At 52.8% G+C, this 24,886-nt stretch carries 25 protein-coding genes; 8 read left to right on the top strand and 17 right to left on the bottom strand.

Annotated features, from left to right (window positions below):
* Positions 1–76: 76 nt before the first annotated feature.
* Positions 77–1,183 (bottom strand): aspartate-semialdehyde dehydrogenase, encoded by a 1,107-nt coding sequence (gene asd, locus OGY83_RS14595; RefSeq protein WP_016157652.1) that lies wholly within the window; start codon positions 1,181–1,183, stop codon positions 77–79.
* A 191-nt stretch (positions 1,184–1,374) separates the two neighbouring features.
* Here asd and yhgN point away from each other — a divergent pair, with 191 nt between their 5' ends.
* A complete protein-coding gene (gene yhgN, locus OGY83_RS14590; RefSeq protein ID WP_003023480.1) occupies positions 1,375–1,968 on the top strand; it encodes an NAAT family transporter YhgN in 594 nt (197 codons plus the stop codon).
* A 57-nt stretch (positions 1,969–2,025) separates the two neighbouring features.
* Here the strand turns inward: yhgN and gntU are convergent, their stop codons facing one another.
* The 5 genes from gntU to OGY83_RS14565 form a co-directional block, all read right to left on the bottom strand.
* Complete coding sequence (gene gntU, locus OGY83_RS14585) at positions 2,026–3,366, bottom strand: gluconate transporter (protein WP_286636165.1); 1,341 nt, start codon at positions 3,364–3,366, stop codon at positions 2,026–2,028.
* Positions 3,366–3,896 carry a gluconokinase gene (gntK, locus tag OGY83_RS14580; protein WP_003023475.1) on the bottom strand — a complete coding sequence of 177 codons (531 nt, stop codon included), beginning with the start codon at positions 3,894–3,896 and terminating at the stop codon, positions 3,366–3,368. Before gntK ends, gntU begins: the two co-directional genes overlap by 1 nt.
* A gap of 141 nt (positions 3,897–4,037) precedes the next feature.
* Positions 4,038–5,033, bottom strand: a complete 996-nt coding sequence (gene gntR / locus OGY83_RS14575; RefSeq protein ID WP_003023473.1) for a gluconate operon transcriptional repressor GntR — start codon at positions 5,031–5,033, stop codon at positions 4,038–4,040.
* A 129-nt stretch (positions 5,034–5,162) separates the two neighbouring features.
* On the bottom strand, positions 5,163–5,858 hold the full coding sequence (yhhW, locus tag OGY83_RS14570) for a quercetin 2,3-dioxygenase (protein WP_003023472.1): 696 nt from the start codon (positions 5,856–5,858) through the stop codon (positions 5,163–5,165).
* A 123-nt stretch (positions 5,859–5,981) separates the two neighbouring features.
* Positions 5,982–7,019: an oxidoreductase gene (locus tag OGY83_RS14565; protein WP_286636163.1), complete on the bottom strand. Its 1,038-nt coding sequence runs from the start codon at positions 7,017–7,019 to the stop codon at positions 5,982–5,984.
* 425 nt (positions 7,020–7,444) lie between these two features.
* Between OGY83_RS14565 and yhhY the strand changes: the two genes are divergently transcribed.
* The 6 genes from yhhY (at position 7,445) to OGY83_RS14535 (ending at position 13,237) form a co-directional block, all read left to right on the top strand.
* On the top strand, positions 7,445–7,933 hold the full coding sequence (gene yhhY, locus OGY83_RS14560; protein ID WP_123268806.1) for an N-acetyltransferase: 489 nt from the start codon (positions 7,445–7,447) through the stop codon (positions 7,931–7,933).
* 46 nt (positions 7,934–7,979) lie between these two features.
* Entirely contained in the window at positions 7,980–8,864 is an 885-nt protein-coding gene (locus OGY83_RS14555) for a hypothetical protein (protein WP_286636162.1), read from the top strand.
* A 325-nt stretch (positions 8,865–9,189) separates the two neighbouring features.
* Positions 9,190–10,404, top strand: coding sequence for a PfkB family carbohydrate kinase (locus tag OGY83_RS14550; RefSeq protein WP_286636161.1), 1,215 nt, complete (start codon positions 9,190–9,192; stop codon positions 10,402–10,404).
* A 15-nt stretch (positions 10,405–10,419) separates the two neighbouring features.
* A complete protein-coding gene (locus tag OGY83_RS14545; protein ID WP_286636160.1) occupies positions 10,420–11,181 on the top strand; it encodes a glutamine amidotransferase in 762 nt (253 codons plus the stop codon).
* Positions 11,182–11,234: 53 nt separating this feature from the next.
* Positions 11,235–12,206 carry a DMT family transporter gene (locus tag OGY83_RS14540; protein WP_079934302.1) on the top strand — a complete coding sequence of 324 codons (972 nt, stop codon included), beginning with the start codon at positions 11,235–11,237 and terminating at the stop codon, positions 12,204–12,206.
* Positions 12,203–13,237 (top strand): phosphotriesterase family protein, encoded by a 1,035-nt coding sequence (locus tag OGY83_RS14535; protein WP_286636159.1) that lies wholly within the window; start codon positions 12,203–12,205, stop codon positions 13,235–13,237. Before OGY83_RS14540 ends, OGY83_RS14535 begins: the two co-directional genes overlap by 4 nt.
* Positions 13,238–13,281: 44 nt before the next feature.
* Here OGY83_RS14535 and ggt read toward each other — a convergent pair whose 3' ends face one another.
* Positions 13,282–15,027, bottom strand: a complete 1,746-nt coding sequence (ggt, locus tag OGY83_RS14530; protein WP_286636158.1) for a gamma-glutamyltransferase — start codon at positions 15,025–15,027, stop codon at positions 13,282–13,284.
* Positions 15,028–15,145: 118 nt separating this feature from the next.
* Between ggt and OGY83_RS14525 the strand changes: the two genes are divergently transcribed.
* Positions 15,146–15,586 (top strand): DUF2756 family protein, encoded by a 441-nt coding sequence (locus tag OGY83_RS14525; protein ID WP_079938135.1) that lies wholly within the window; start codon positions 15,146–15,148, stop codon positions 15,584–15,586.
* Here the strand turns inward: OGY83_RS14525 and ugpQ are convergent.
* From ugpQ to livH, 10 genes are all read right to left on the bottom strand, one after another.
* Positions 15,583–16,326, bottom strand: a complete 744-nt coding sequence (ugpQ, locus tag OGY83_RS14520) for a glycerophosphodiester phosphodiesterase (RefSeq protein WP_286636157.1) — start codon at positions 16,324–16,326, stop codon at positions 15,583–15,585. The genes OGY83_RS14525 and ugpQ overlap by 4 nt on opposite strands.
* Positions 16,323–17,393 (bottom strand): sn-glycerol-3-phosphate import ATP-binding protein UgpC, encoded by a 1,071-nt coding sequence (locus OGY83_RS14515; RefSeq protein WP_123268815.1) that lies wholly within the window; start codon positions 17,391–17,393, stop codon positions 16,323–16,325. Before OGY83_RS14515 ends, ugpQ begins: the two co-directional genes overlap by 4 nt.
* Before the next feature lie 2 nt (positions 17,394–17,395).
* On the bottom strand, positions 17,396–18,241 hold the full coding sequence (ugpE, locus tag OGY83_RS14510; RefSeq protein ID WP_003023450.1) for a sn-glycerol-3-phosphate ABC transporter permease UgpE: 846 nt from the start codon (positions 18,239–18,241) through the stop codon (positions 17,396–17,398).
* On the bottom strand, positions 18,238–19,125 hold the full coding sequence (gene ugpA, locus OGY83_RS14505) for a sn-glycerol-3-phosphate ABC transporter permease UgpA (protein ID WP_048215384.1): 888 nt from the start codon (positions 19,123–19,125) through the stop codon (positions 18,238–18,240). Before ugpA ends, ugpE begins: the two co-directional genes overlap by 4 nt.
* A gap of 110 nt (positions 19,126–19,235) precedes the next feature.
* The gene (gene ugpB / locus OGY83_RS14500; protein ID WP_003827583.1) at positions 19,236–20,552 is read right to left on the bottom strand and encodes a sn-glycerol-3-phosphate ABC transporter substrate-binding protein UgpB; all 1,317 of its coding nucleotides are present in this window, start codon (positions 20,550–20,552) and stop codon (positions 19,236–19,238) included.
* Between the two features lie 247 nt (positions 20,553–20,799).
* Positions 20,800–21,081, bottom strand: coding sequence for a hypothetical protein (locus tag OGY83_RS14495; RefSeq protein WP_286636156.1), 282 nt, complete (start codon positions 21,079–21,081; stop codon positions 20,800–20,802).
* 100 nt (positions 21,082–21,181) lie between these two features.
* Positions 21,182–21,895: a high-affinity branched-chain amino acid ABC transporter ATP-binding protein LivF gene (gene livF / locus OGY83_RS14490; protein ID WP_003827581.1), complete on the bottom strand. Its 714-nt coding sequence runs from the start codon at positions 21,893–21,895 to the stop codon at positions 21,182–21,184.
* A gap of 17 nt (positions 21,896–21,912) precedes the next feature.
* Positions 21,913–22,680 (bottom strand): high-affinity branched-chain amino acid ABC transporter ATP-binding protein LivG, encoded by a 768-nt coding sequence (livG, locus tag OGY83_RS14485; protein WP_286636155.1) that lies wholly within the window; start codon positions 22,678–22,680, stop codon positions 21,913–21,915.
* Positions 22,677–23,954 (bottom strand): branched chain amino acid ABC transporter permease LivM, encoded by a 1,278-nt coding sequence (livM, locus tag OGY83_RS14480; protein WP_048215381.1) that lies wholly within the window; start codon positions 23,952–23,954, stop codon positions 22,677–22,679. The genes livG and livM overlap by 4 nt, the downstream gene beginning before the upstream one ends.
* Positions 23,951–24,877: a high-affinity branched-chain amino acid ABC transporter permease LivH gene (livH, locus tag OGY83_RS14475; RefSeq protein WP_079938142.1), complete on the bottom strand. Its 927-nt coding sequence runs from the start codon at positions 24,875–24,877 to the stop codon at positions 23,951–23,953. Before livH ends, livM begins: the two co-directional genes overlap by 4 nt.
* Positions 24,878–24,886 lie beyond the last annotated feature (9 nt).

The following is a 24,886-nucleotide window of genomic DNA, read 5'->3' as shown; positions in this document are numbered from 1 at the left end:
AATGAAACATCTGCGCTTACTCCTGTATTACGCAAAAAAAGGGGTGATTCCTCACCCCTTGATCGTTAACAAACTATTACGCCAATTGGCGCAGCATACGGCGCAATGGCTCCGCAGCACCCCACAGCAACTGGTCGCCCACGGTAAAGGCTGAAAGGAACTCCGGTCCCATGTTCAGCTTACGCAGACGGCCTACTGGCGTGGTCAGCGTGCCGGTAACGGCCGCCGGGGTTAACTCACGCATGGTGATATCCCGATCGTTTGGTACAACTTTGGCCCACGGATTGTGCGCCGCCAGCAGTTCTTCCACGGTCGGAATAGACACATCTTTTTTCAGTTTAATGGTGAACGCCTGGCTGTGGCAGCGCAGCGCACCGACGCGCACGCACAGACCATCAACCGGGATCACGGAAGACGTGTTGAGAATTTTGTTGGTTTCCGCCTGTCCCTTCCACTCTTCACGGCTCTGACCGTTATCGAGCTGTTTGTCGATCCACGGAATCAGGCTACCGGCCAGCGGTACGCCAAAGTTATCAACCGGCAGTTCACCGCTACGGGACAGGGTCGTCACTTTACGTTCGATGTCGAGAATAGCAGAGGAAGGGGTCGCCAGTTCATCGGCCACATGGCCATACAAATGACCCATCTGGGACAGCAGTTCGCGCATATGACGCGCGCCACCGCCGGAAGCCGCCTGATAGGTCGCCACGGAAACCCAGTCGACCAGGTCATTGGCAAACAGACCACCAAGGGACATCAGCATCAGGCTAACGGTACAGTTGCCACCGACAAAGGTCTTAATACCTTTGTTCAGGCCGTCGGTGATGACATCCTGGTTAACCGGATCGAGAATAATGATGGCATCGTCTTTCATACGCAGCGAAGAGGCTGCGTCAATCCAGTAACCCTGCCAACCGCTTTCACGAAGCTTTGGATAGATTTCGTTGGTATAATCGCCGCCCTGACAGGTCACGATGATATCGAGCGCCTTCAGCGCATCCAGATCAAAAGCGTCCTGAAGTGTGCCGGTCGCGGTGCCACCGAACGTCGGTGCCGCCTGCCCGAGCTGGGAAGTAGAAAAGAAAACAGGGCGAATGGCGTCGAAGTCACGCTCCTCAACCATGCGTTGCATGAGAACAGAGCCGACCATACCGCGCCAGCCGATAAAACCAACATTTTTCATAGCGTTTTTTTCCTGCAGAGATGTGTGCTGTGTATGCTAACCAGTATCCTACTGGCCTATCCTTCACCATACAAAAAGCAGCCAAAGTCGCAAGTGAAATTAATCAATGATAGCGAAGCCATCAGTAATGCGACTTATCCCGCTGCGCAAGCAAGCAGAAAGTCCGCGGTAATTATCAGGGAATTTGAGTTATGAATGAAATCATTTCAGCGGCAGTTTTATTGATCCTGATTATGGATCCGCTCGGAAATCTGCCCATTTTCATGTCCGTATTGAAACATACCGAACCAAAACGTCGCCGCGCGATTATGATTCGCGAGCTGTTTATTGCGCTGTTGGTGATGCTGATCTTCCTGTTTGCGGGCGAGAAAATTCTGGCATTTCTTAACCTGCGCGCGGAAACCGTATCGATCTCCGGGGGCATCATTTTGTTCCTGATCGCCATTAAGATGATTTTCCCCAGCGCCACCGGGAATAGCACCGGGCTTCCGGCTGGTGAAGAGCCGTTCATCGTACCTCTGGCGATCCCGCTGGTTGCCGGTCCAACAATCCTGGCCTCATTAATGCTGTTGTCGCATCAGTATCCGAACCAGATGGGGCATCTGGTGATTGCGCTGCTGATCGCCTGGGGAGGTACATTCGTGATTTTGCTGCAGTCTTCGCTGTTTTTACGCCTGCTGGGCGAGAAAGGAGTTAACGCGCTGGAGCGCCTGATGGGGCTGATTCTGGTAATGATGGCAACCCAGATGTTCCTCGACGGCGTGCGGATGTGGATGAAGGGGTGACAGTATTTTCTTTGATTTTGTAGGCCCGGTAAGCGCTAGCGCCACCGGGCAATACCATCAGCTCAACAGCTGGAAGGCAACCATACCGACAATCGCGCCGACCGTACCGAGGATGGTTTCCATCATCGTCCAGGTCTTCAGCGTTTGCGCTTCGGTCGCGCCGGTAAATTTACCGAACAACCAGAAACCGGCGTCGTTAACGTGGCTGACCACGATAGACCCGCCCGCGATACAGATAGACAGTGCCGCCATCTGAGCACCGGAGTAGTTCAGTTGCTCAATCACTGGCATCACCAGACCGACCGCCGTTAAGCAGGCCACGGTCGCGGAACCCTGAATGATACGCACCGCCGCCGCCAGCACGAAGCAGGTGATGGCAATCGGTAGGCCCATACCGGTTAACGCTTCGCCCAGCGCCGGACCGACGCCGGAATCCACCAGTACCTGTTTGAACACACCGCCCGCACCAATCACCAGCAGAATAATCCCCGCCGGTTGCAGCGCATGGCCGCAGATTTCCATCACGCGGTCTTTTGGCATGCCCTGGCGCACCGCCAGACCGTAAATCGCCACCAGACAGGCAACCAGAATCGCGGTAAACGGATGACCGATAAACTCGAACCATTCGTAGGTTGAAGAACCGATCGGAACAAAGCGTGCGGCGATGGTTTTCAGACCAACCAGTACCAGCGGCAGCAGGATAAGCGATAAGCTGAAACCAAAGGAGGGCATTTTGCCTTCACCCAGATGCGGCTCGGTAATGTCTTCCGGTACGTGCAGCTCAACGTAACGGCTGATGAAATTACCCCACAGCGGTCCGGCGATAATCATGCCCGGAATCGCGGCGCACAGGCCAATCAGGATCATCCAGCCAAAGTCGGCGTGCATCTGAGAGGCCAGCAGCATCGGTGCAGGCCCCGGCAGCAGGAACGCTGCGGCAGCCGCCACGCCCGCGAACAGTGGAATGACCAGCTTCACAAGGTTAGTACCGGTGTGGCGCGCCATTGAGAACGCCACGCTAATCAGCAGCACAATCGCCACTTCAAAGAACAACGGTAGTGCGCAAATCAGGCCGGCCAGGCCAATCGCATAATGCGCACGGCTGTGACCGAAAGATTTCAGCATCTTGACGGCAATCTGATCGACCGCGCCGGTCTCATGCAAAATCTTGCCGAACATCGCCCCCAGCGCCACCACAATCGCCAGGAAACCGAGCGTGCCTCCCATCCCTTTTTCCATGGTCGCCGCGATTTTATCGAGCGGCATACCGGAAAAGAGACCTGCACCAATGGATACCACCATCAAAGCAACGAAGGCGTGCATACGCGCCTTCATCACTAAAAACAGCAGTAACAAAACGGACCCTACTGCTGTTAAAACAAGCGTTAATGTGCTCACTACTTACTGCCCTGGTTAATAACCTCAATGGTGCTGGCGACCACACCGTCCAGTGGTTGATCGATATCGACCACCAGTACATCGTTTTCATTCGCACCCGGTTCTTCCAGCGCTTCAAACTGGGTAACCAGCATCTGCGTTTTGAAGAAGTGGCCTTTACGCGCCTTCAGACGGCTTTCGATAACGTCAAAATCCCCTTTCAGATAGATGAAAGAGAGGTTCGGGTTACCGTCGCGCAACTGGTCGCGGTAGACTTTTTTCAAGGCAGAACAGACGATCAGCGAAACCTTGTTGGTACGCTGCATCGCAAAAGCGGCGTCATTAAGCGCCTGTAACCACGGTTTACGGTCGTCATCGTTAAGTGGCTCACCGGAAGCCATTTTCATGATGTTGCTGCGCGGATGGAGAAAATCGCCATCAAGAAACGCGGCCTGCAGTTGATGCGCCACTTCGCTGGCGACAGCAGATTTACCGCTGCCCGATACGCCCATCAGAACGTAAACGTGGTGATCATGATTAGTCGTGCTCAAAGCGTTGCCCCCACTGGTACAAGAATCAGGAAATTGTTACGGGTAACTGTTATCGGTAACATTGTCCAGCCGGATAAATAGAGAAGCAATATCCATTCGTGCTCGAAGTGTATAAGTGTGAGCTACTTCAAACTTGTTGGCTTAAATAGATCCGCCCGGTGACAAGGTGAAACCTAAATCTAACATTTTAGGCGTGACTGCTTCACCGCGAATGCGCGCCAGCAGGCGTTCTGCGCCAATGCTGCCCATCCGTTCACGCGGCGTGAGCACGCTCGCCAGACGCGGCTCCATCACCTGCCCGATGTCGTGACCGTGGAATCCGGCAATCGCCATGTCATCCGGGATTTTCAGCCCTAAACGCTGACATTCGAAGGCCGCCCCTACCGCCAGGTCATCGTTGGTACAGAAAATGCCGTCGAGCTGCGGGTATTCGCGCCGCGCCTGACGGATGAGTTCAATACCGGAGGAGTAGGAAGAAGACTGCTCGACCATCACGCTGTACGGCACCAGGTTGGCATCGCGCATTGCCTGCTCGTAGCCCCTCTGTTTGATGATCGTACGTTCATCAAGACGTGCGCCAAGATAGGCAACATGACGATGCCCGCGGGCGATGATAGCGGCAGTCATCTGGCGCGCGGCTTCGAAGTTGTCGAAACCGACGGCGATATCCAGACACGGAGACTGGCTGTCCATTAGTTCAACCACCGGGATACCCGCAACCTCAATCATTTTCAGCGTACGGGGCGTATGGCTACGTTCGGTGAGGATCAGACCATCGATATTCCACGACAGCATCGATTCCAGACGCTCTTGTTCCATTTCAGGCTTATAGCCGTAGTGCGCGAGCATAGTTTGATAACCATGGGCGTCGGTGACGGCCTCAATGCCGCGTAGCACTTCAGCAAAAACCTGGTTAGTGAGAGACGGTAACAGTACGCCGATAGCGCGGCTGGTGGCGTTAGAAAGGATATCAGGAGCGCGATTGGGAATATAACCCAGCTCATCAAGTGCAGCGGCAATTTTGCCCCGCAGCGCCACGGAGACCTGCTCCGGGTTACGCAAAAAGCGACTGACCGTCATTTTGGTCACGCCCACGCGGTCGGCTACATCCTGAAGTACGGGTCTTTTCTTTTTCATCGTCCTGAAGCGTTAAAAAGGGATAGATTCCCCCAGTTTACCACGGACGCATGGAATTAATGACAAACGATGAAAAGCCGGATGGCAACGCTTTCGCGTCTTATCCGGCCTACAAAGGGTTACAGCACGTTATACTGGCGGCAGATCAAACAGCAACACTTCGCTGTCGCTGTCGGCATGAATAGAAATTGCCTGTTCATCCCAGATTGCCAGACCGTCGCTGGTGGTCGCTTTGGTCCCGTTAATCGTCACGTTACCTTTTACGACCTGGATCCAGACGCGGCGTTCCGCGGCAATTTGATGCACCGACTGCTCATCTTTGACCAGCGCCCAACGGTACAGCTCCATATCCTGGTACACTTTCAGCGAGCCATCACGGGCATCCGGCGACAGCACCAGTTGTTTACCCTGAGCGGCATCGAAACGGCGCTGTTCATAGCGCGGCGTAATACCGTTTTCCTGCGGCATGATCCAGATCTGATACAGATGCAGCTTCTCAGTATTGCTCGGGTTGTACTCCGAGTGACGGATCCCCGTCCCGGCGCTCATGATCTGGAACTCACCAGCCGGAACCTGCTCTTTGTTGCCCATGCTGTCCTGATGCTCCACCGCACCTTCCAGCACGTAGGTCAGGATTTCCATGTCTTTATGGGGGTGAGTACCAAATCCCTGACCTGCGTCGATCACGTCATCGTTAATCACGCGCAGTGCCGAGAACCCCATAAAGTTCGGGTCATAGTAGTTGGCAAAAGAGAAGGTATGCCAGGAATCAAGCCAGCCATGATTAGCGTGGCCACGGTCGTTAGCTTTGCGTAAGTAGATCATTGTGTTCACCCCCAGATGTTTTCGATGGAGTAAGTGTGGACTCAATCCGCCTGGGATCATAGAGGGTGAAAATTGACTCCTCTGTTCAAAAAATATGAACAAACCCAGAGGAGTCTGTGCAGGCTATTTGGCAAGGGCTATCGTGGCAGGCGTTGCCTGTTCAAAGGCGCGTTCGAGGATCTCCAGGTTGGTAAGAACTTCAGATTCCTTGACGTAATTAGGCGTACCGGCGGTCAGCGTCTGATACAGCGCGTCATAGACGCAACCGTAATCGCCCACTTCCGGCTTTACCTCTTCTTTTACCGTGATGCCGTCATCGTTGACGTACTCCAGCACCCCAACAGAATCGTCAGCGGCGAAACCTGGCTCACCCGGCATGATATTGGCCTTCAGGCTGGTTTCCTGCTGGTCGATGCCGTATTTCACAAACGAGCCTTTGGTGCCATGCACGATAAACTTCGGATAGTCGATTTTCACCAGATGACTGGTTTTAACAATGGCTTTCAGGTCGCCGTAAAACAGCTGCGCTTCAAAGGTATCGTCCGGGTTCGCTTTGTTACGCAGGCTGCGGATGTCGTAGGCCACATGATCGGGGCGTCCGAACAACGAGATAATCTGATCCATGGTGTGTACGCCCAGACCATAAAACGCGCCGTCCTGCGGCAGTCCCGGCTTGGTTTCTGCTTCAGGACGGTAGTAATCGAAATGGCTTTCAACCTCCACAATCTTGCCGAGCTTGCCGCTCTCAATGGCTTTTTTCGCGGTGAGGAAGCAGGAGTCAAAACGGCGATTCTGATACGGCGTAACGGTCAGCCCTTTGCTTTGCGCCAGTTCAAACAGCTCTTTTGCTTGCGCAAGCGTCGGCGTGAAGGGTTTCTCAACCAGCACATTCTTACCCGCTTCCAGCGCGCGTTTAGCGTAATCAAAATGGCTGTCAGCATGGGTACAGACGATCACCAGTTTCACCTGCGGATCATTTAAGATCTCGTCGAGGTCGCTGGTGAAGTGAATATGTGAATACTGCGGCGCCTGCTCTTCCGGCTTGGCGTGGCGGCGGAAAATGTGCGCGACGTGCCAGCTATTTTTGCGGTTAAGGACGTACGGCAAATGGTAGCGGGTGGTGCTTTTACCAAAACCAATAAATGCGCAGTGTAAGGTCATGAGACGATCCTTTTGAAGGTGATTGTCTACACCATAGCGCAAAGCGGCTGGAGACTGAATCCATCCTGTCATCGTGCCGGATGCGGCGTTGCCTTATCCGGCCTACAAAACCCAGGTCTCAGCTGTAGGCCGGATAAGCGTAAGCACCATCCGGCATCACTCGCCCTACTCAGGGACAAAATGACAAGTAAGCCAGGCAGAAACAAAACCAAAAAAAAGCCAGCGCAAGGCTGGCTAAAGTAATACTGGAAGCAATGTGAGCAATGTCGTGCTTTCAGGTTCTCCGTAGGGGTTCCCCTGAACGCAGAGCAATAATAATCATTCTCATTCGCACTTGTCTACTTCTTTTTGCAAAAAAATGCAGTTGACGGATTTTTCTTTCTCAGCGAGTGTAAATACACAATTAACCCTGCAGGAGATAAGGAATGAGTGAGATAGTGATACGCCACGCTGAACCAAAAGATTACGACGCAATTCGTCAGATCCACGCCCAGCCGGAGGTGTACCACAACACGCTACAGGTTCCTCATCCTTCCCTCGAAATGTGGCAGGCGCGGCTAACCGAGCAAGCCGGGGTTAAACAACTGGTTGCCTGCATTGACGATATCGTCGTGGGGCATCTCTGTATTGAGGTTGCGCAGCGCCCACGCCGCAGCCACGTAGCCGATTTTGGTATCTGCGTGGATGCTCGGTGGCACAACCGCGGTGTTGCCAGCGCGCTGATTCGCACAATGATCGACATGTGCGACAACTGGCTACGCGTCGATCGTATTGAGCTGACCGTATTTGTTGATAATGAGCCTGCCGTGGCGGTGTATAAGAAATACGGCTTTGAAATCGAAGGTACCGGTAAGAAATACGGCCTGCGTAATGGTGAGTACGTTGATGCCTACTTTATGGCGCGCGTGAAATAAATTTAAGGGCGAGTCATATCGCCCTGCTTATTGAAAGGACGCAATAGTGAAAAAGTTGTTTCCCCTGGTTTTGCTGGCCTCGCTCTCCCCTGCTTTTGCCACTACCGTACAAAATCTCGATTCCGTACCCAGTGCCATCCAACATCCGGAAGGTAAACAGATTTTTGCTGAGCAAATGGCGGGAGCAACCCCTGTGAAAGGATTTGGTGAGCTTCCTCAGGGCTTATCTGAAAAGCAATGGATTGCCTGGGTTGCACCGAATGAAGATCCTGACAACCTGATCCTGACCGGTGCTAAACCTTGGGGAAAAGACGGTAAATATATTGGCATTGCCTGTTTTGCCGATAATAAGGCTAACGCCGAGCAAGCAAAAAAATACGCGGATAACACCTGCCCGGAAAACTACAGCAACGGGCGCGCTAATAAATTGTATCTCGGCGTTTTTTCCTGGCAGAACCCACAGCTAACGCCGATTGCACGCTCGGAAAAACCGTTAAACCAGCTCTCAGAGTGGAATAAAGCCGCAGAAAAAGAGAGCGATGATGAGTCCGTCAGACCACTGGCATATTATACAAAGCTGGATCTGGCACCGTACCAGATCGCACCCGATACCCTGGCGTTCGGGGTGCGGGGTGGATACTCCGATGCCTACTCCGGCGGGGGCGCATTTTATGAAGTGCTGGAACTCTACACCATCAAAGACAGCAAGATAATCAACGTGTATTCCGACCTTGTTTATCAATATACGGACATCGCCGGAGAATGGAATAAAGACGGCACAAGGCAGCACGACATCACCGAAAGTAAGTACATTCTCAAAATGCGCTCGGCAAAGACGCACGGATTTTATGATTTAGAACGCGTTAACCTGCAGGATAAAAGCAGCCAAATATTCCGCTGGTCCGAATCACTGCAGGGATATGCGCCATAACTAACCAGTCAGGCCTACACCGCTTAGAACGCTGTAGGCCATTCTCTTTTATATCCCACCGAAAAATTCAGGAACGGAAGCGCCATCCAGTCCTGGCATAGAGTTGTTGATTACAGCTTATCGTCTCCCCCCACCGTCATGTTCAGGCCTGACAACCACCTGAATTATATGGTTATTCAAATTTCTATCTTCATCGCTATTTTTCGTAACTTTAATATTATTAATATTACATTTTTGTTTTTTTTTGGTTTCTGCCATCACTTTATGGTGACAATCACAACAATATACTTCCCCTGGGACTAACTTAACCACGGTGAGGTAAAAAATGAAATTTGAACGCCATCATAGAATATTGAAAGAAATCAGTATTTCGGGAGTTGTAAAAGTTTCAAATCTGGCGAAAAGTCTCAAGGTAACAAAGGAAACTATTCGCTCAGATCTCAATGAACTTGCCGGACAGGGATATCTCACTCGCTGTCATGGTGGTGCATTTATTACCCTTGACTCTCTTGATAACGTTGCAAAAAACGAAATTGCTTATGTGCTGGAAAAATATGAATCAGCGCAGAAAATAAAAAAAGGTCTCTCTGCCATGAAGAATAATGTATGTGTTATTGGCTCGTTCAATGTTGATATTATCAGTTACCTACCGAGGCTACCCTCGACAGGCGAATCATTGCTTGCCGATAAATTTATTTTTTCGCCCGGTGGTAAAGGATGCAATCAGGCATTAGCAGCAAGCTATGCCGATTCTGATGTGCATTTTATTACTAAAGTAGGGTCAGACCATTTCAGTGATTACGCCATTAATTTTATAAACTCATCAAAAATCCATAAAAGCGTTATCTATCAGACCAAAGAAACACAAACAGGAACAGCGACTATTATGGTGAATGGAGATACCGGGGATAACGTCATCGCCATCTATCCCGGTGCTAACATGACAATTTCACCTGATGAAATCACCATACAAAAAGAGGCCATCGTTCATTCAGATATTGTTCTCGTACAACTGGAGACAAATTACGAGGCACTTCAACAAACCATTCGTCTCGCACAGAAAAATGATATCCCGGTCATTATCAATCCAGCGCCATATAATGAAATGGTTAATAACATCATTGATAATATCGATTATATCACGCCAAATGAAACTGAAGCTGGCCTGCTGGCAAATATGTCCGTCAACGATATTGAATCAGCCAAATGTGCAGCGAAGATTATTCATCAAAAAGGTGTCAAAAATACCATTATCACATTGGGTAGCAAAGGTTCTCTCGCTTATGACGGAACGCAATTCATCTATTCTCCGGCATTTCCGGCCGTTGTAAAAAATACTGCTGGAGCTGGCGATGCCTTCAATGGCGCACTCGCGTCTGGCCTTGCTAAAGGAAAATCACTGGCATCTGCATTGTGCTACGCCAGCGCATTCGCCTCGCTTGCTGTTGAAACACCCAATGCCTCTGACATGCCAGAAAACGAATCCGTTCTTCATCGCATTCAGGGCTCACATTACAAACAAACTATCTCTACTCACTAAATCAAGGAGCAGACTATGAACAATACGCAGAAAAAACTAAAGGTGCTCTTTATTGGAGAATCCTGGCATATTCACATGATTCATTCAAAAGGCTATGACAGTTTTACCTCCAGTAAATATGAAGAAGGTGCTACATGGTTGCTGGAATGCTTAAAGAAAGGTGGTATAGAAATTGATTATATGCCGGCTCACACCGTGCAAATTGCATTTCCAGAGAGCATTGATGAACTAAACCGCTATGATGTCATTGTCATTAGCGATATCGGTAGCAATACGTTCCTGTTGCAAAACGAGACGTTCTATCAGCTAAAAATAAAGCCCAATGCTCTGGAATCAATTAAAGAGTATGTCAAAAATGGTGGTGGATTACTCATGATTGGCGGCTATTTGTCATTTATGGGCATTGAGGCCAAAGCTAATTACAAGAACACCATTCTTGCCGAGGTTTTGCCAGTTATTATGCTTGACGGCGATGACCGGGTAGAAAAACCAGAGGGTATCTACGCTGAGGCTATCTCCCCTGAACATCCTGTCGTTAACGGATTCTCAGACTACCCGGTATTTCTTGGATACAACCAGGTTGTCGCCAGAGAAGATGCCGATGTCGTTTTAACAATAAATAATGACCCGCTGTTAGTGTTCGGTGAATACCAACAAGGTAAAACCGCCTGCTTCATGAGCGACTGTTCGCCGCACTGGGGAACACAGCAATTTATGTCCTGGCCGTTTTATACCGACCTGTGGGTTAACACGCTTCAATTCATCGCCAGAAAATAAAAAACAATGGAGTAACGAAAGTTACTCCTTTTATAAAATACAAGGATTGATGTATGAACAAAAATAAGTACTCAACTCCCTTACTGATGCTTGCAACTATCTTAGCCGGTATGCTTTCCCCAATGCAGTCTGCCGTTAATGGGCAATTGGGACACTGGTTACAAGATGGTAATGCTTGCGCAGTAATCTCGTTCGCCAGCGGTCTGGTCGTCATGTTTTTCATTATTATTGCGCGTAAAGAAACACGACAGCAATTCGCGTCGATCCCGACGCTGATTAAAAAGAGAAAAATCCCGCTGTGGAATTGGTTTGCCGGATTATGTGGAGCGATGGTTGTATTTTCGGAAGGGGCATCAGCCAGCGCGTTGGGCGTTGCCACGTTTCAAACTGCATTAATTTCCGCCCTGCTCCTTTCCGGCCTACTGTGCGACCGTTTTGGTGTCGGTGTGGATGAGAAGAAATACTTCACGCCATGGCGCGTTGCTGGCGCATTGTTCGCGGTTATTGCCACGATTTTTGTCGTGTCGCCACAGTGGCATTCAACCTCCTTTATCCTGCTCGCTATCCTTCCATTTTTGGCAGGATTACTCGCTGGCTGGCAGCCTGCTGGAAATGCCAAAGTCGCCGAGGCAACGGGCTCCATGCTGGTTTCCATTACCTGGAACTTCATTGTCGGCTTTTGTGTGCTGGGCGCTGCACTGGCGATACGTGTCGCATTAGGCCATGTCACCGTCCAGTTACCCGATACGTGGTGGATGTATCTCGGTGGCCCGCTGGGTCTGCTGTCCATCGGGCTGATGGCGATTCTGGTCAGAGGCTTAGGTCTGCTGATGCTGGGTGTAGCGTCTACCGCAGGCCAGTTGCTTGGGTCGGTATTGATTGATGAATTGATCCCATCCTTAGGCAATACGGTCTATCTGGTCACTATCATCGGCACGTTGTTCGCGTTAGTGGGCGCAATTGTTACCACCATTCCTGAATACAGAGCATCCAAAATGGCGCAAAAAATGGAGGTGTCAGGATGAAAGGTTTCCTGCAAACCGTGACAGGCTCAGTGGCGCACACTGATATGGGTCTAACGCTCCCGCATGAGCATCTGTTTAACGATCTGTCATCTGTTGTTGATGAACCACATTATGCTTTTTCACAACAACTGGTAGGGAAAAAAGTCAGTGCTGACCTTCAATGGGGACTGAAACACGATCCATACTGCTGCGCCGATAACATGGACAGAAAAGAGATTGATGATGTCATCTTTGAAATCAATAATTTTATGTCACTGGGAGGCAGGACGATCGTCGACGCGACGGGTTCTGAGTCTATCGGCCGGGACGCTTCATCGTTACGGGAGGTGGCAATAAAAACCGGTTTGAATATCGTTGCTTCATCAGGACCTTATCTGGAGAAGTTTGAAAGCGCCAGGATCCATAAACCTGTCGATTTATTAGCCGCACTAATTGATAAGGAACTGAATCAGGGGATTGGCGAGACGGATATTCGCGCCGGTATGATCGGTGAAATTGGCGTATCACCCGCATTTACCCAAGCGGAGCGGAACAGTCTACGGGCAGCGTCTCTGGCACAACGTAATAATCCCCATACGGCGATGAATATCCATATGCCAGGGTGGCTGCGACTGGGTGATGAGGTACTGGATATTGTCCTTGAAGAGATGAACGTCTCTCCGGCAAAAGTTTCGCTGGCACACTCGGACCCGTCAGGAAAAGATGTTGCCTATCAACGTAAAATGCTCGACCGCGGCGTGTGGCTTGAATTTGACATGATTGGTCTGGACATTACCTTCCCTAAAGAAGGTATCGCCCCTGGCGTTCAGGAGACCGCTGATGCGGTAGCACATCTGATTGAACTGGGTTACGCCGATCAGATAGTTTTAAGCCATGATGTTTTTCTCAAACAGATGTGGGCAAAAAATGGGGGGAACGGTTGGGGATTTGTCCCGAATGTTTTCCTCGCCTATCTGGCTGCCCGTGGAGTAGACAACGATACTCTGCGCAGGCTCTGTATTGATAATCCAGCGCGGTTGCTCACGGCATAGCCAACAAAACGCCCGGTGCCTGACACCGGGCTATTAATCAAAAATCAGTATCCCGCCGTTAAATCATCCACGGAACGCGGGTCAGACGCGCCATACAGTGCGCCATCCGGTCCAACCATAATGCTCTGGGTGCTACCCATCGCCTCTTTCAGCGCCACTTTCTGTCCTTTTTGCTCCAGCAGCTTGATTGTATCCGGGCTAAAGCCCTTCTCGATGCGCAGTTCATCCGGTAACCACTGATGATGGAAGCGCGGCGCGTTGGTCGCTTCGGCTACGTTCATCCCGAAATCAATGCTATTGACCACCATTTGCAGCACGGTAGTGATAATTCGGCTTCCGCCAGGGCTGCCGGTAACCAGCCAGGTTTTCCCGTCTTTTACCACGATAGTCGGCGACATTGATGACAGCGGACGCTTCTTCGGCCCAACCGCGTTGGCATCACCGCCCACCAGTCCATAAACGTTTGGTACGCCCGGCTTAGCGGAGAAATCATCCATTTCGTTATTGAGCAGAATACCGGTGTTGCCCGCCACGATGCCGGTTCCGAAGGTGGTATTCAGGGTATAGGTCACCGCCACGGCATTGCCGTCTTTATCCACCACCGAGAAGTGAGTGGTCTGGTTGCTTTCATACGGGGCGAGCTTGCCAGGTTTGATCTGGCTGGAAGGCTTAGCCTTGTTGATATCAATCTGATCGGCAAGCGTTTTAGCATAGGCTTTGTTGGTCAGCGCTTGCCACGGCACTTTCACAAAATCCGGGTCCCCCAGATACTCTGAACGGTCGGCGTAAGCATATTTTTCCGCTTCAGCCATGACCTGCATGGCATCGGCGCTGCCAAACCCGTACTTCTTCATGTCGAAGTTTTCGAGAATATTGAGGATCTGCACGATGTGAATACCACCAGAGGACGGCGGTGGCATGGAGAACACCTGATATCCGCGATAGTCACCGCCGATCGGCGTACGCTCCACGGCTTTATAGCTGGCTAAATCCTCTTTGGTCATCAGCCCGCCGTTCTTCTGCATTTCCCCGGCTATCTGATCGGCAATCGCCCCTTTATAAAACGCATCCGGGCCATTCTCGGCAATCATTTCCAGGCTCTTCGCCAGATTCTTTTGCACCAGCTTGTCGCCTTTTTTCAGCGGCTCGCCGTCCTTCCAGAAAATAGCTTTGCTGTTCTCGTGATTGGGGATCACTTCGCTGCCATAGGTTTTCAGATCGTCGGCCAGCGCGTCATTAACCACAAAGCCCTCTTCCGCCAGCTTCATCGCCGGGCGCACCACTTTGTTCAGCGGCATCGTGCCGTATTTCTCCAGCGCCAGCGAGAAACCCGCCACGGTACCCGGCGTACCGGATGCCAGATGCGACGTCAGCGACTTTTTCGCATCGGCGTTGCCCTGTTCATCAAGGAACATGTCGCGGGTCGCGCCAGCGGGAGCCATTTCACGAAAATCGATCGCTGTGGTGTTACCGTCTTTGGTACGCAGCAGCATAAAACCACCGCCGCCCAGATTGCCCGCCTGGGGATGCGTCACCGCCAGCGCATAGCCAACAGCCACGGCGGCATCGACGGCATTCCCGCCCTGTTTAAGAATGTCCACCCCAACCTGGGTAGCTAAAGCATCCACGGAGGCCACCATCCCTTGCTGAGCGCGTACGGGATGGAACACATCTTCCTCGACTCCGTAAGATACCGGCGGTGGCGCAGCTGGCGCGGCAGCAACGCTAAAACAACTTCCTGAGAGCAGAGCAGCAATGGCTACCCGGCGTAAAAACGTCGGTTTTATCATCGTTATTCTCCAGATGTATGGGGGTCGGCCCCCACTAAGCCTGGTGCATAACTCTGAAATAATCATCGTAACGGCGAGAAAGGAGTAAACTTAAGAGATCCCCGAGAGGAGAAAAGCGATGAAACGACTCTTACTTTTAGCCATGCTGTTGCCGTTTGCAGGCTTTGCACAGCCCATCAACACCATGAATAACCCGAACCAACCTGGTTATCAGATCCCGAGCCAGCAGCGTATGCAAACCCAAATGCAAACGCAGCAGATTCAGCAGAAAGGGATGCTCAACCAACAGTTGCAAACGCAGACGCGTATGCAGCAACAGCATATGGAAAATCAAATCAACACCAACTCCCAGCGAGTCCTTCAGTCTCAGCCAGGCGAGCTGAATTCCGGTCAGCAGCAAATGCTGCCCAACAGCAACGGTGGGATGTTGAGTGGAACTCGTAACCCGGACAGCGCGCTGAATAAGCAACATATGCTGTCGGAGAAAAAGAATGGCGACATGCTGAAGCCCTCCAGCACGCCGCAGCCTAACGTTCCGTTAAAAACGATTGGGCCTTAAAAAGGTTGGAAATCCGGACCAATCATATCAATGGCATCGGTACAGATGCAGTCCACTCCCCAGCGCAGGAGTTCCGCCGCGCGCTGGGGTCGGTTGACGGTATACACCAGAATACGTAGCCCAGCGTCGCGCAGCGCATCCACGCGCGCCTCATCCAGCAGCTTATGATTAAGATGAATAGAGACGCAGCCAAGCCGCGTGGTCAGCTCGCGCCAGTCCTCGCGCCATTCGTCCAGCAGCAAGCCTCTCGGCAGTTCAGGCACCGCCTGCTGCGCCGCTTCAAGCGCATCAATTTCAAAGGATGACAACAGTGGTGGCGTCATTCCCGCCCACAGTTCCCGCGCAGCCAGCGCCACGACTTTGCCGGTTAGTGTTCCGGAGCCGGTTGTAGGTTTAATTTCAATATTTGCCATCATTCCGTGCTGACGGCAGCGCTCGGCCACTTGCGACAGCAGTGGCAGCGGTTCACCTTTAAACTCACCGCTAAACCAGCCGCCGGCGTCCACGCGCAATAAATCCTGCCAGTTCAGCTCGCCTGCCACGCCCCAGCCATTGCTGGTTCGCTCCAGGTTGTCGTCATGCAGCAAGAAGATCTCACCGTCTTTCGACAATTTAGCGTCAAACTCGATCATGGTATGCCCGTATCGCGCCCCCACGTCGATCGCCGCCAGGGTGTTTTCCGGGGCCAGCTTACCGCCGCCACGATGGGCGACAATATGGGGGTAAGGCCAGTTACTCATACGCGTTGTCCTGTTTCGCCATCAAAAAGATGCAGATGATTTTCCGGCAGATGCAGCCACAGCGTGCTGCCTGCCGTCGGGCGGTGCTGATGCGCCAGTCGCACCACCAGCTTTTGCTCACCCCAGCGTCCGTGTGCCAGGTTGTCTGCACCCAGCATTTCCAGTGTATCAACAACCAACGGCACGCCGCCTTCGGCCTGCGAGCTTAGCGCAATATGCTCCGGGCGGATACCCAACGTCATGTTACGCCCAATAGACTCTCTCGCGCTTCTGCCGATGGGTAACGTCATGCCGCCCTCCAGTTCGAAATGGGTGCCCGCAGCGCTGATGCGCCCGTCCAGCAGGTTCATCGCCGGGCTGCCGATAAAGCTCGCCACAAAGCGGCTGGCAGGTTTTTCATACACCTCAACCGGCGTACCTACCTGCTCGGCAATGCCTTTGTTCATCACCATCACCCGTTGGGCGAGGGTCATCGCTTCAACCTGGTCGTGCGTCACGTATAGCGAAGTGGTTTTCAGGCGGCGATGCAGATGTTGTAACTCCAGACGCATCTGTACGCGCAGCTTGGCATCGAGGTTAGAAAGCGGCTCATCGAAGAGGAATACCGCTGGGTCGCGCACAATCGCTCGCCCCATCGCCACGCGCTGACGCTGGCCACCGGAAAGTTCGCGCGGACGACGTTTGAGCAGCTCACCCAGCTCGAGAATACGCGCCGCCTCATTTACCCGCTCAGCAATGTGCTCCTTGCCCATCCCGCGGATTTTCAGCCCCCAGGCCATGTTTTCTTCCACGCTCATATGCGGGTAGAGCGCGTAGTTTTGAAAGACCATCGCAATACCGCGATCCTTCGGCTCCATCTCGGTGACGCGTTTATTATCAATCCAGATATCGCCGCCGCTCACCCGCTCCAGCCCGGCCACCATCCGCAGCAGCGTAGACTTTCCGCAACCGGATGGGCCAACCATCACGATAAATTCCCCGTCCGCGACGTCCAGCGTCAGCGGTTTAATTACCTGGGTTTTGCCGTCCCAGCTTTTGGTTACTGCCTGTAGTTTTAAACCAGCCATTTTTATTTCTCACTATCGACCAGACCGCGTACGAAGGCGCGCTGCATGGCTAACACGATGATTACCGGAGGGATGAGCGTCAGCAGCATGGCGGCCATTACCTGGTTCCACTGCGTGGTACCTTCACCGGTGGCGATCATGCCTTTGATACCCGCTACCGCAGTGCCCAAATTGACGTCGGTAATAATTAACAACGGCCACAGATACTGGTTCCAGCCGTAGATAAAGGTAATAACAAACAGCGCCGCCAGATTGGTTTTTGACAGCGGTAGTACGATATCGCGGAAAAAACGCATCGGTGATGCGCCGTCAATACGCGCCGCCTCAACCAGTTCATCCGGCAGGGTCATAAAGAACTGTCGGAACAGGAAGGTCGCAGTAGCCGATGCCATCAACGGCAGCGTCAGACCCGCGTAGCTATCGAGCATTTTCAGGTTGGCGATAACCTCCACTGTTGGGAAAATACGTACCTCAACCGGCAGCATCAGGGTGATAAAAATCATCCAGAAGAACAGATTGCGCAGCGGAAAGCGGAACCAGACGATGGCGAATGCGGAGAGCATGGAGACGGTGATTTTCCCTACCGTAATACTGAACGCCATGATGAAGCTGTTAAGCATCATCAACCAGAACGGCGCGCTGTTGACGCCGACACCATTGACCCAGATGTATTTCATGTTCTCCAGCAACTGCGTGCCGGGAACCAGCGTCATCGGCGTTTCAAACACCGCTTTGTTGTCCAGCGTCGCCGCGACAAACGCGACGTACAGCGGAAACAGGATCACCATGATCCCCATAATCAACATGGCATGGCTGAATATTGTCAGCCCACGACGGTTCTCAATCATTGGTAACGCACCTTACTTTCCACATAGCGGAACTGCACCACCGTCAAAATAATGACCAGGAACATCAGCACCACTGATTGCGCGGCCGAAGCGGAGAGATCCAGCCCAACAAAGCCTTCGCGATAGATCTTATAAATCAACGTCGTGGTCGCCTGTACCGGTCCACCCGCCGTGGCGGCATCGATCACCGGGAAGGTATCAAAGAAGGCGTAAACCAGATTCACCACCAGCAGAAAGAAGCTCACTGGGGCTATCAGCGGCAGCGCCAGCTTAAAGAAGCGGCGAACCGGCCCCGCGCCATCAATCGCAGCGGCTTCGATCAGCGACCGCGGGATAGACTGCAGTGCGGCAAAGAAGAACAGGAAGTTGTAACTAATCTGCTTCCAGACCGACGCGAACACCACCAGGAACATCGCCTGACCGCTGTTTTGCGCATGGTTCCAGTCATAGCCAAACTCACCGAGAAAATGGGTAATCAGCCCACGTCCTGGGTTAAAAAGAAAGATCCACAATACGGCGGCGACGGCGGGTGCGACGGCATAGGGCAAGAGCATCAGCGTCTGGTAGAAACGGCTGCCGCGCACCACGTAATTCACCAGCGCCGCAAAAAACAACGACACCAGCAGACCGCTTACCGTCACTAACGTACTGAACTTAATGGTGGTCCAGAATGAGTCGAGGTAGTACGGGTCATGAAACAGCGCGACAAAGTTTTCCAGTCCGACAAACTGGCTGGAAAGACCAAACGGATCAACGGATTGTAGCGAGTACCACAGCGCTTCACCGGCGGGCCAGATAAAGAAAATAACGGTGATAACCAGCTGCGGAGCCACCAACAAATAGGGAAGCCAACGCGAGCGGAATACCGGACGGGATGAAGACATGTAGGTTCTTTTCCTGGAAGGTGCCGGATGGCGGTGCAAGCACCTTATCCGGCCTACAAACTACGAACTTGTAGGCCTGATAAGCGCAGCGCCATCAGGCACTTATACACTTAAGACTTGGTCGATTGCTCAAAGCGGCGCAGTAACTGATTGCCACGCTCAACGGCGGCATCCAGTGCCTGCTGCGGGGTTTTCTTCCCGGTCCAGACGCTTTCCAGCTCTTCATCCACAATGGTGCGGATCTGCGGCATATTGCCCAGACGCAGCCCTTTGGTGAACGGCAACGGCGGCTTGTTCAGCATCTGGCGGGTGGCGATATCTGCCCCAGGATTCTTCTCATAGAAGCCCTGCTCACGGGTCAGGTCGTAGGCAGCGGTGGTGATCGGTAGATAGCCGGTCTTCTGGTGCCATTCGGCAGCAATTTCAGGCTTCGCCAGGAAGTTGAGGAACTGCGCCACGCCTTCGTAGGTTGCTTTGTCTTTACCCTGCATCACCCACAGGCTGGCCCCACCGATAATCGCATTCTGCGGCGCGCCCTTCACATCGGCATCGTACGGCATCATCCCGACACCATAGTTAAATTTAGCGTAGTGACGGATGTCGGCCAGAGACCCGGAAGAGGCGGTGGTAATGGCACAATCCCCGTTATAAAACTTCTCTGTGGATTCGTCCTTACGACCGAAGTAGCTGAAATCACCTTTTTTGTTCAGCTCTTCCAGCAGAGCGATATGTTTCACCTGTTCCGGTTTATTGAACTCCAGCACCGCGTCAGTACCGTCAAAGCCGTTGTTTTTGGTTGCTACCGGCAGACCGTTCCAGGCGCTGAAGTTTTCAATCTGAATCCATCCCTGCCAGCCGCTGGCGTAACCGCACTTCATGCCTGCGGCTTTCAGCTTAGCGGTGTACTCCGCCAGATCCTGCCAGGTTTTCGGCGGCTGCTCAGGGTCTAAACCGGCTTTTTTGAAGGCATCTTTGTTGTAGTACAGCACCGGAGTGGAGCTGTTAAATGGCTGGGAGAGCAAGTGTCCGCTTTTAGAGTCGGTGTAGTAACCGGAAACCGTCGGTACGAACTGAGACTCATCGAAGTTAATGCCAGCCTCTTTGAATACTTCATAGACCGGTTTAATGGCTTTCGAAGCCATCATTGTTGCCGTACCCACTTCATAAACCTGCAGCAGCGCAGGCGCATTTCCGGTACGGAAAGCGGCAATTCCTGCACTCAGGCTCTGCTCGTAGTTGCCTTTGTACTGCGGAACAATTTTGTAGTCGGGATTGGCTGCATTAAAACGTTGCGCCAGTGAATCAACTTCTTTACCCAGTTCGCCTTCCATTGAATGCCAGAACGGGATAGTGGTGACCGCCAGTGCCTGACCTGCAAATGCCAGGCTAAGTGCCAGTCCTAAAGCTGTATGTCGTAACGATATCATCGGTTATCTCTCTTGTTGTGCCGGATGCGCGATATCACGCGTTTTATGCTCGCGGGGGTAACATGACATGCTCGAATGACAGAAAAATAACTTTTTTATTACAAAAAAAAGATAGTAAGGCGACAAACAGATGGCAAGGCGGTGAAAGCGTAGTGACAGGAAAATGCGGGGTGGTGCACAACAAAGCCGGATATCGCTATACCTTCTCCGGCCAGGATAGTGTTATCTGCTGCTCCAGCAAGGAAGATTAATCCCGACGCAAGCGTCGTTCATATTCATTCTGTAAACGCTGCTGCTCTCGTCGCTCACGTTCACGCTGGATATCTGATTTATCATCTTCCCAGCCAGGGCATACCGAGCTGGTAAACACTTCGCAGGGCGAATCAGATTGCGCTAACGGGTTGTCCGGCTTCTCTTCCCAGATAGCGGGGTCGCGGGGGTCGAACGTTTGCGGTATTGAGGCCAGTGTATTGAATGAAAGCGCCAATAACAGACTTCCAATCATTATGCAGGTACCTGAACGAATCATCCTTTCTCCATGTTCATTTTTATTATTGATAACTATTCTCAATAATAACATAGAGCAATAAAAAGGGGCCACAGCGGCCCCTTGTCTATTCAAAGAATGATTAACCGCCCAGATACGCGCTACGCACCGCTTCGTTAGCCAGTAACGCATCACCGGTGTCTTCCAGCACCACATGACCGTTTTCCAGCACGTAGCCGCGATCGGCGAGCTTCAGCGCCTGGTTGGCGTTCTGTTCGACGAGGAAGATGGTCATCCCCTGCTCGCGCAGTTGTTCGATGGTGTTAAAAATCTGCTGGATGATAATCGGCGCCAGCCCTAGCGACGGCTCATCAAGCAGCAGCAGCCTCGGCTGGCTCATCAGCGCACGGCCTATCGCCAGCATCTGCTGTTCACCGCCGGACATCGTGCCCGCACGCTGAATACGACGCTCATGCAGACGGGGAAACAGGTCATACACCCATTTGATGCGTTCCTGAAACTGGTCCTTTTCGGCAAAGAAGCCGCCCATCGCCAGGTTCTCTTCCACCGTCATGCGGGAAAACACGCGACGCCCTTCCGGCACAATCGCTACCGCTTCGCGCATGATTTTCGCCGTCTGCCAGTCGGTAATGTCTTTACCATCAAAGACGATTCGCCCGCTGGTCGCTCGCGGGTCGCCACACAAGGTGCCGAGCAGCGTGGTTTTTCCCGCGCCGTTGGCACCGATAAGCGTCACGATTTCACCCTGGTTGATATACAAGCTGACGTCGTGCAGCGCCTGTATCTTGCCGTAGTGGGCGTTGACTTTGTCGAACGATAACATCGCCTTATCCATATTAATCCTCGCCCCCATTATGCTTCACCTAAATAGGCGCGGATAACATCCGGGTTATTACGAATCTGTTCCGGCGTCCCATTCGCCAGCGGCGTGCCCTGGTTCACCACGTAAATACGGTCGGAAATCCCCATCACCAGCTTCATATCGTGCTCAATCAACAAAATGGTGGTGTTGTGATGGTTACGCAGTTCAGCAATCAGCTCGTCCAGCTCTTTGGTCTCTTTCGGGTTGAGGCCCGCGGCGGGTTCGTCGAGCATCAGGATTTCCGGCTGGGTCACCATGCAGCGGGCAATCTCCAGACGACGCTGGTCGCCGTAGGCCAGGTTACTGGCCTGACGGTTGGCATGCTCCAGCAAGCCAATACGCTCCAGCCAGGTGGCGGCGCGATCCAACGCTTCACTCTGCGCGCGACGGAACGACGGAGTTTTCAACAGGCCGGAGAAGACGCCGGTTTTCAGTTGCTGATGTTGCGCCACCAGCAGGTTTTCAATCACTGTCATCTCACGAAACAGACGCACGTGCTGGAAAGTACGCACCACGCCCATACGCGCGATTTGCTGACCCGGCAACCCTTCCAGGTGCTGGTCGCGTAGCTTAATCATCCCGCCTGTCGGCTTATAAAAACCGGTCAGACAGTTGAAAACCGTGGTTTTTCCCGCGCCGTTCGGGCCGATCAACGAGACAATCTCCTGCGGTCGCAGTTCCAGTTCAACATTGTTTACCGCCAGCAGACCGCCGAAGCGCATCATCAGGCCGTTAACGGATAATAATGGCTGACTCATGCCTGCTCTCCTTTTGCTTCCCCGTTTTTCAGCTTCAACTGTGGACGGGTCATCGGCAACAAGCCCTGCGGACGCCAGATCATCATCAGTACCATTAAGCCACCCAGCATTAACATGCTGTATTCGTTGAAATCACGCATCAGCTCGCGTGACACTACCAGCAGGATGGCCGCGAGGATCACCGCAAACTGTGAGCCCATTCCGCCCAGTACCACAATCGCCAGCACAAAGGCCGACTCGGCAAAGGTGAAGGATTCCGGGCTGACGAAGCCCTGGCGCGCGGCAAACAGCGTACCAGCAAAACCGGCAAACGCGGCGCTGATGGTAAAGGCGGTCAGCTTGATGCGCGTGGGGTTAAGGCCCAGAGAACGACAGGCAATTTCATCTTCACGCAGCGCTTCCCACGCACGGCCCAACGGCATACGCAACAGACGGTTAATAACAAACAGCGAGAAGACCACCAGCAGCAGCGCCACCAGATAGAGGAAAATGACGCGGTCAGACGGATCGTACTTGACGTTAAAGAAGTTGCTGAAGGTATCCCAGCCGCCTTCACGGGCGGTACGGCTGAACTCCAGACCGAAAAAGGTCGGTTTCGGGATCTGGCTAATACCGTTTGGACCACCGGTTACTTCGGTGTTGTTGAGCAGCAGAATACGGACGATTTCGCCGAAGCCTAAGGTCACAATCGCCAGATAATCACCGCGCAGGCGCAGTACCGGGAAGCCGAGCAGGAAGCCCGCAGCAGCTGAAACCAGCCCCGCCAGCGGCAGGCAGGTCCAGAAGCCCAGACCGTAGTAATGGTTCAGCAGCGCGAAGGTGTAAGCGCCGATGGCATAGAAGCCGCCGTAGCCCAGCACCAGCAGGCCGGAAAGCCCCACCACCACGTTTAAGCCGAGGCCGAGGATGATATAAATCATCGTCAGCGTGGCGATATCCACCGTACCGCGCGACACCATAAACGGCCACGCCACGGCAATCACCAGCAGCGCCACCAGGAACAGCTTCTGTTTAACGGTGGAGCCGTCAATCGCCGGCAGAATAAATTTCGGTCCAGAGACGCTCTTCAGGCCTTTCTGGAAGGCTGGACGCAACAGCTGGAAGAGAAAGACCACGCCAGTGCCAATAAACACCCACTGCCAGCGGATATCCGCGGCGGTATCGACCACCAGCTTGGTACCGTCCAGCTCTAACTGAACGCCCATAAAGACGCCCGCCAGGACGAAGAACATAGCGGCAGAGAGCAGCGCCATTGCAAAATGCATCGGTTTCATACTTTCTCTACCTCCGGGCGACCCAGAATACCGGTTGGCATCACCAGCAGCACCAGAATCAGCAGCGCGAATGAAACCACGTCTTTGTATTCAGTACTCAGATAAGCAGAGGAGAGCGCTTCCGCGACGCCCAGAATCAGGCCGCCGATCATCGCCCCAGGGATGCTACCGATTCCGCCCAGTACCGCCGCGGTAAAGGCTTTCATCCCGGCCATAAAGCCGATGTACGGGTTAATTACGCCGTAGAACTGACCGAGCAGCACGCCCGCTACCGCCGCCATAGCCGCACCAATCACAAAGGTCAGCGCAATCACGCGGTCGGTGTTAATCCCGAGCAGGCTGGCCATTTTCAGGTCTTCAGCGCAGGCGCGACAGGCGCGGCCCATACGCGAATAGCGGATGAAAATCGTTAGCGCCAGCATCGCCAGGAAGGTTACAATCCAGATAACCGCCTGCATGGTGGTGATGGAAGCAGAGAAGTTTTCGCTACTGCCGACAGTCCACTGGCCATTAAACAGGCTGGGCAGCGCCACGTCGCGCGAGCCTTCCGTCAGGCTGACGTAGTTTTGCAGGAAGATGGACATCCCGATAGCGGAAATCAGCGCGATCAGGCGCTTGGAGCTGCGCACGGGCCGATACGCCACACGTTCAATGCTCCAGCCGTAGGCGCTGGCAATCACAATCGCGCCGACGAAGCCCGCCGCGACCAGTAGCCAACTGGAATCAATACCCATCATCATTAGCGCAGCGATGATCATAAAGGAGACATAGCTGCCGATCATGTACACCTCGCCGTGGGCGAAGTTGATCATGCCGATAATGCCGTACACCATCGTGTAACCGATGGCGATCAGCGCGTAGGTGCTTCCCAGCGTGACGCCGTTAAACATCTGCTGCAAGAAATAGAGGAACTGCTCGGACATAAGGTAACC

Origin of the sequence: Citrobacter sp. Cpo090 (assembly GCF_030332665.1) — a bacterium.
Taxonomy (GTDB): domain Bacteria; phylum Pseudomonadota; class Gammaproteobacteria; order Enterobacterales; family Enterobacteriaceae; genus Citrobacter; species Citrobacter portucalensis.
The sequence above is the reverse complement of the archived record's forward strand: the minus strand, read 5'-3'. Positions and strand labels throughout refer to the sequence as shown.

Excerpts from the sequence above, each read along its gene's own strand:
- OGY83_RS14515 (WP_123268815.1), bottom strand. The coding sequence starts at position 17,393 with ATGGCTGGTTTAAAACTACAGGCAGTAACCAAAAGCTGGGACGGCAAA.
- OGY83_RS14535 (WP_286636159.1), top strand. The coding sequence starts at position 12,203 with ATGAAAGGTTTCCTGCAAACCGTGACAGGCTCAGTGGCGCACACTGAT.
- ugpE (WP_003023450.1), bottom strand. The coding sequence starts at position 18,241 with ATGATTGAGAACCGTCGTGGGCTGACAATATTCAGCCATGCCATGTTG.
- OGY83_RS14495 (WP_286636156.1), bottom strand. The coding sequence starts at position 21,081 with ATGATTCGTTCAGGTACCTGCATAATGATTGGAAGTCTGTTATTGGCG.
- ugpA (WP_048215384.1), bottom strand. The coding sequence starts at position 19,125 with ATGTCTTCATCCCGTCCGGTATTCCGCTCGCGTTGGCTTCCCTATTTG.
- gntR (WP_003023473.1), bottom strand. The coding sequence starts at position 5,033 with ATGAAAAAGAAAAGACCCGTACTTCAGGATGTAGCCGACCGCGTGGGC.
- yhhY (WP_123268806.1), top strand. The coding sequence starts at position 7,445 with ATGAGTGAGATAGTGATACGCCACGCTGAACCAAAAGATTACGACGCA.
- OGY83_RS14545 (WP_286636160.1), top strand. The coding sequence starts at position 10,420 with ATGAACAATACGCAGAAAAAACTAAAGGTGCTCTTTATTGGAGAATCC.
- livH (WP_079938142.1), bottom strand. The coding sequence starts at position 24,877 with ATGTCCGAGCAGTTCCTCTATTTCTTGCAGCAGATGTTTAACGGCGTC.
- yhgN (WP_003023480.1), top strand. The coding sequence starts at position 1,375 with ATGAATGAAATCATTTCAGCGGCAGTTTTATTGATCCTGATTATGGAT.
- yhhW (WP_003023472.1), bottom strand. The coding sequence starts at position 5,858 with ATGATCTACTTACGCAAAGCTAACGACCGTGGCCACGCTAATCATGGC.
- ugpB (WP_003827583.1), bottom strand. The coding sequence starts at position 20,552 with ATGATATCGTTACGACATACAGCTTTAGGACTGGCACTTAGCCTGGCA.
- ugpQ (WP_286636157.1), bottom strand. The coding sequence starts at position 16,326 with ATGAGTAACTGGCCTTACCCCCATATTGTCGCCCATCGTGGCGGCGGT.
- OGY83_RS14565 (WP_286636163.1), bottom strand. The coding sequence starts at position 7,019 with ATGACCTTACACTGCGCATTTATTGGTTTTGGTAAAAGCACCACCCGC.
- livM (WP_048215381.1), bottom strand. The coding sequence starts at position 23,954 with ATGAAACCGATGCATTTTGCAATGGCGCTGCTCTCTGCCGCTATGTTC.
- asd (WP_016157652.1), bottom strand. The coding sequence starts at position 1,183 with ATGAAAAATGTTGGTTTTATCGGCTGGCGCGGTATGGTCGGCTCTGTT.
- OGY83_RS14540 (WP_079934302.1), top strand. The coding sequence starts at position 11,235 with ATGAACAAAAATAAGTACTCAACTCCCTTACTGATGCTTGCAACTATC.
- ggt (WP_286636158.1), bottom strand. The coding sequence starts at position 15,027 with ATGATAAAACCGACGTTTTTACGCCGGGTAGCCATTGCTGCTCTGCTC.
- livF (WP_003827581.1), bottom strand. The coding sequence starts at position 21,895 with ATGGATAAGGCGATGTTATCGTTCGACAAAGTCAACGCCCACTACGGC.
- livG (WP_286636155.1), bottom strand. The coding sequence starts at position 22,680 with ATGAGTCAGCCATTATTATCCGTTAACGGCCTGATGATGCGCTTCGGC.
- OGY83_RS14550 (WP_286636161.1), top strand. The coding sequence starts at position 9,190 with ATGAAATTTGAACGCCATCATAGAATATTGAAAGAAATCAGTATTTCG.
- OGY83_RS14525 (WP_079938135.1), top strand. The coding sequence starts at position 15,146 with ATGAAACGACTCTTACTTTTAGCCATGCTGTTGCCGTTTGCAGGCTTT.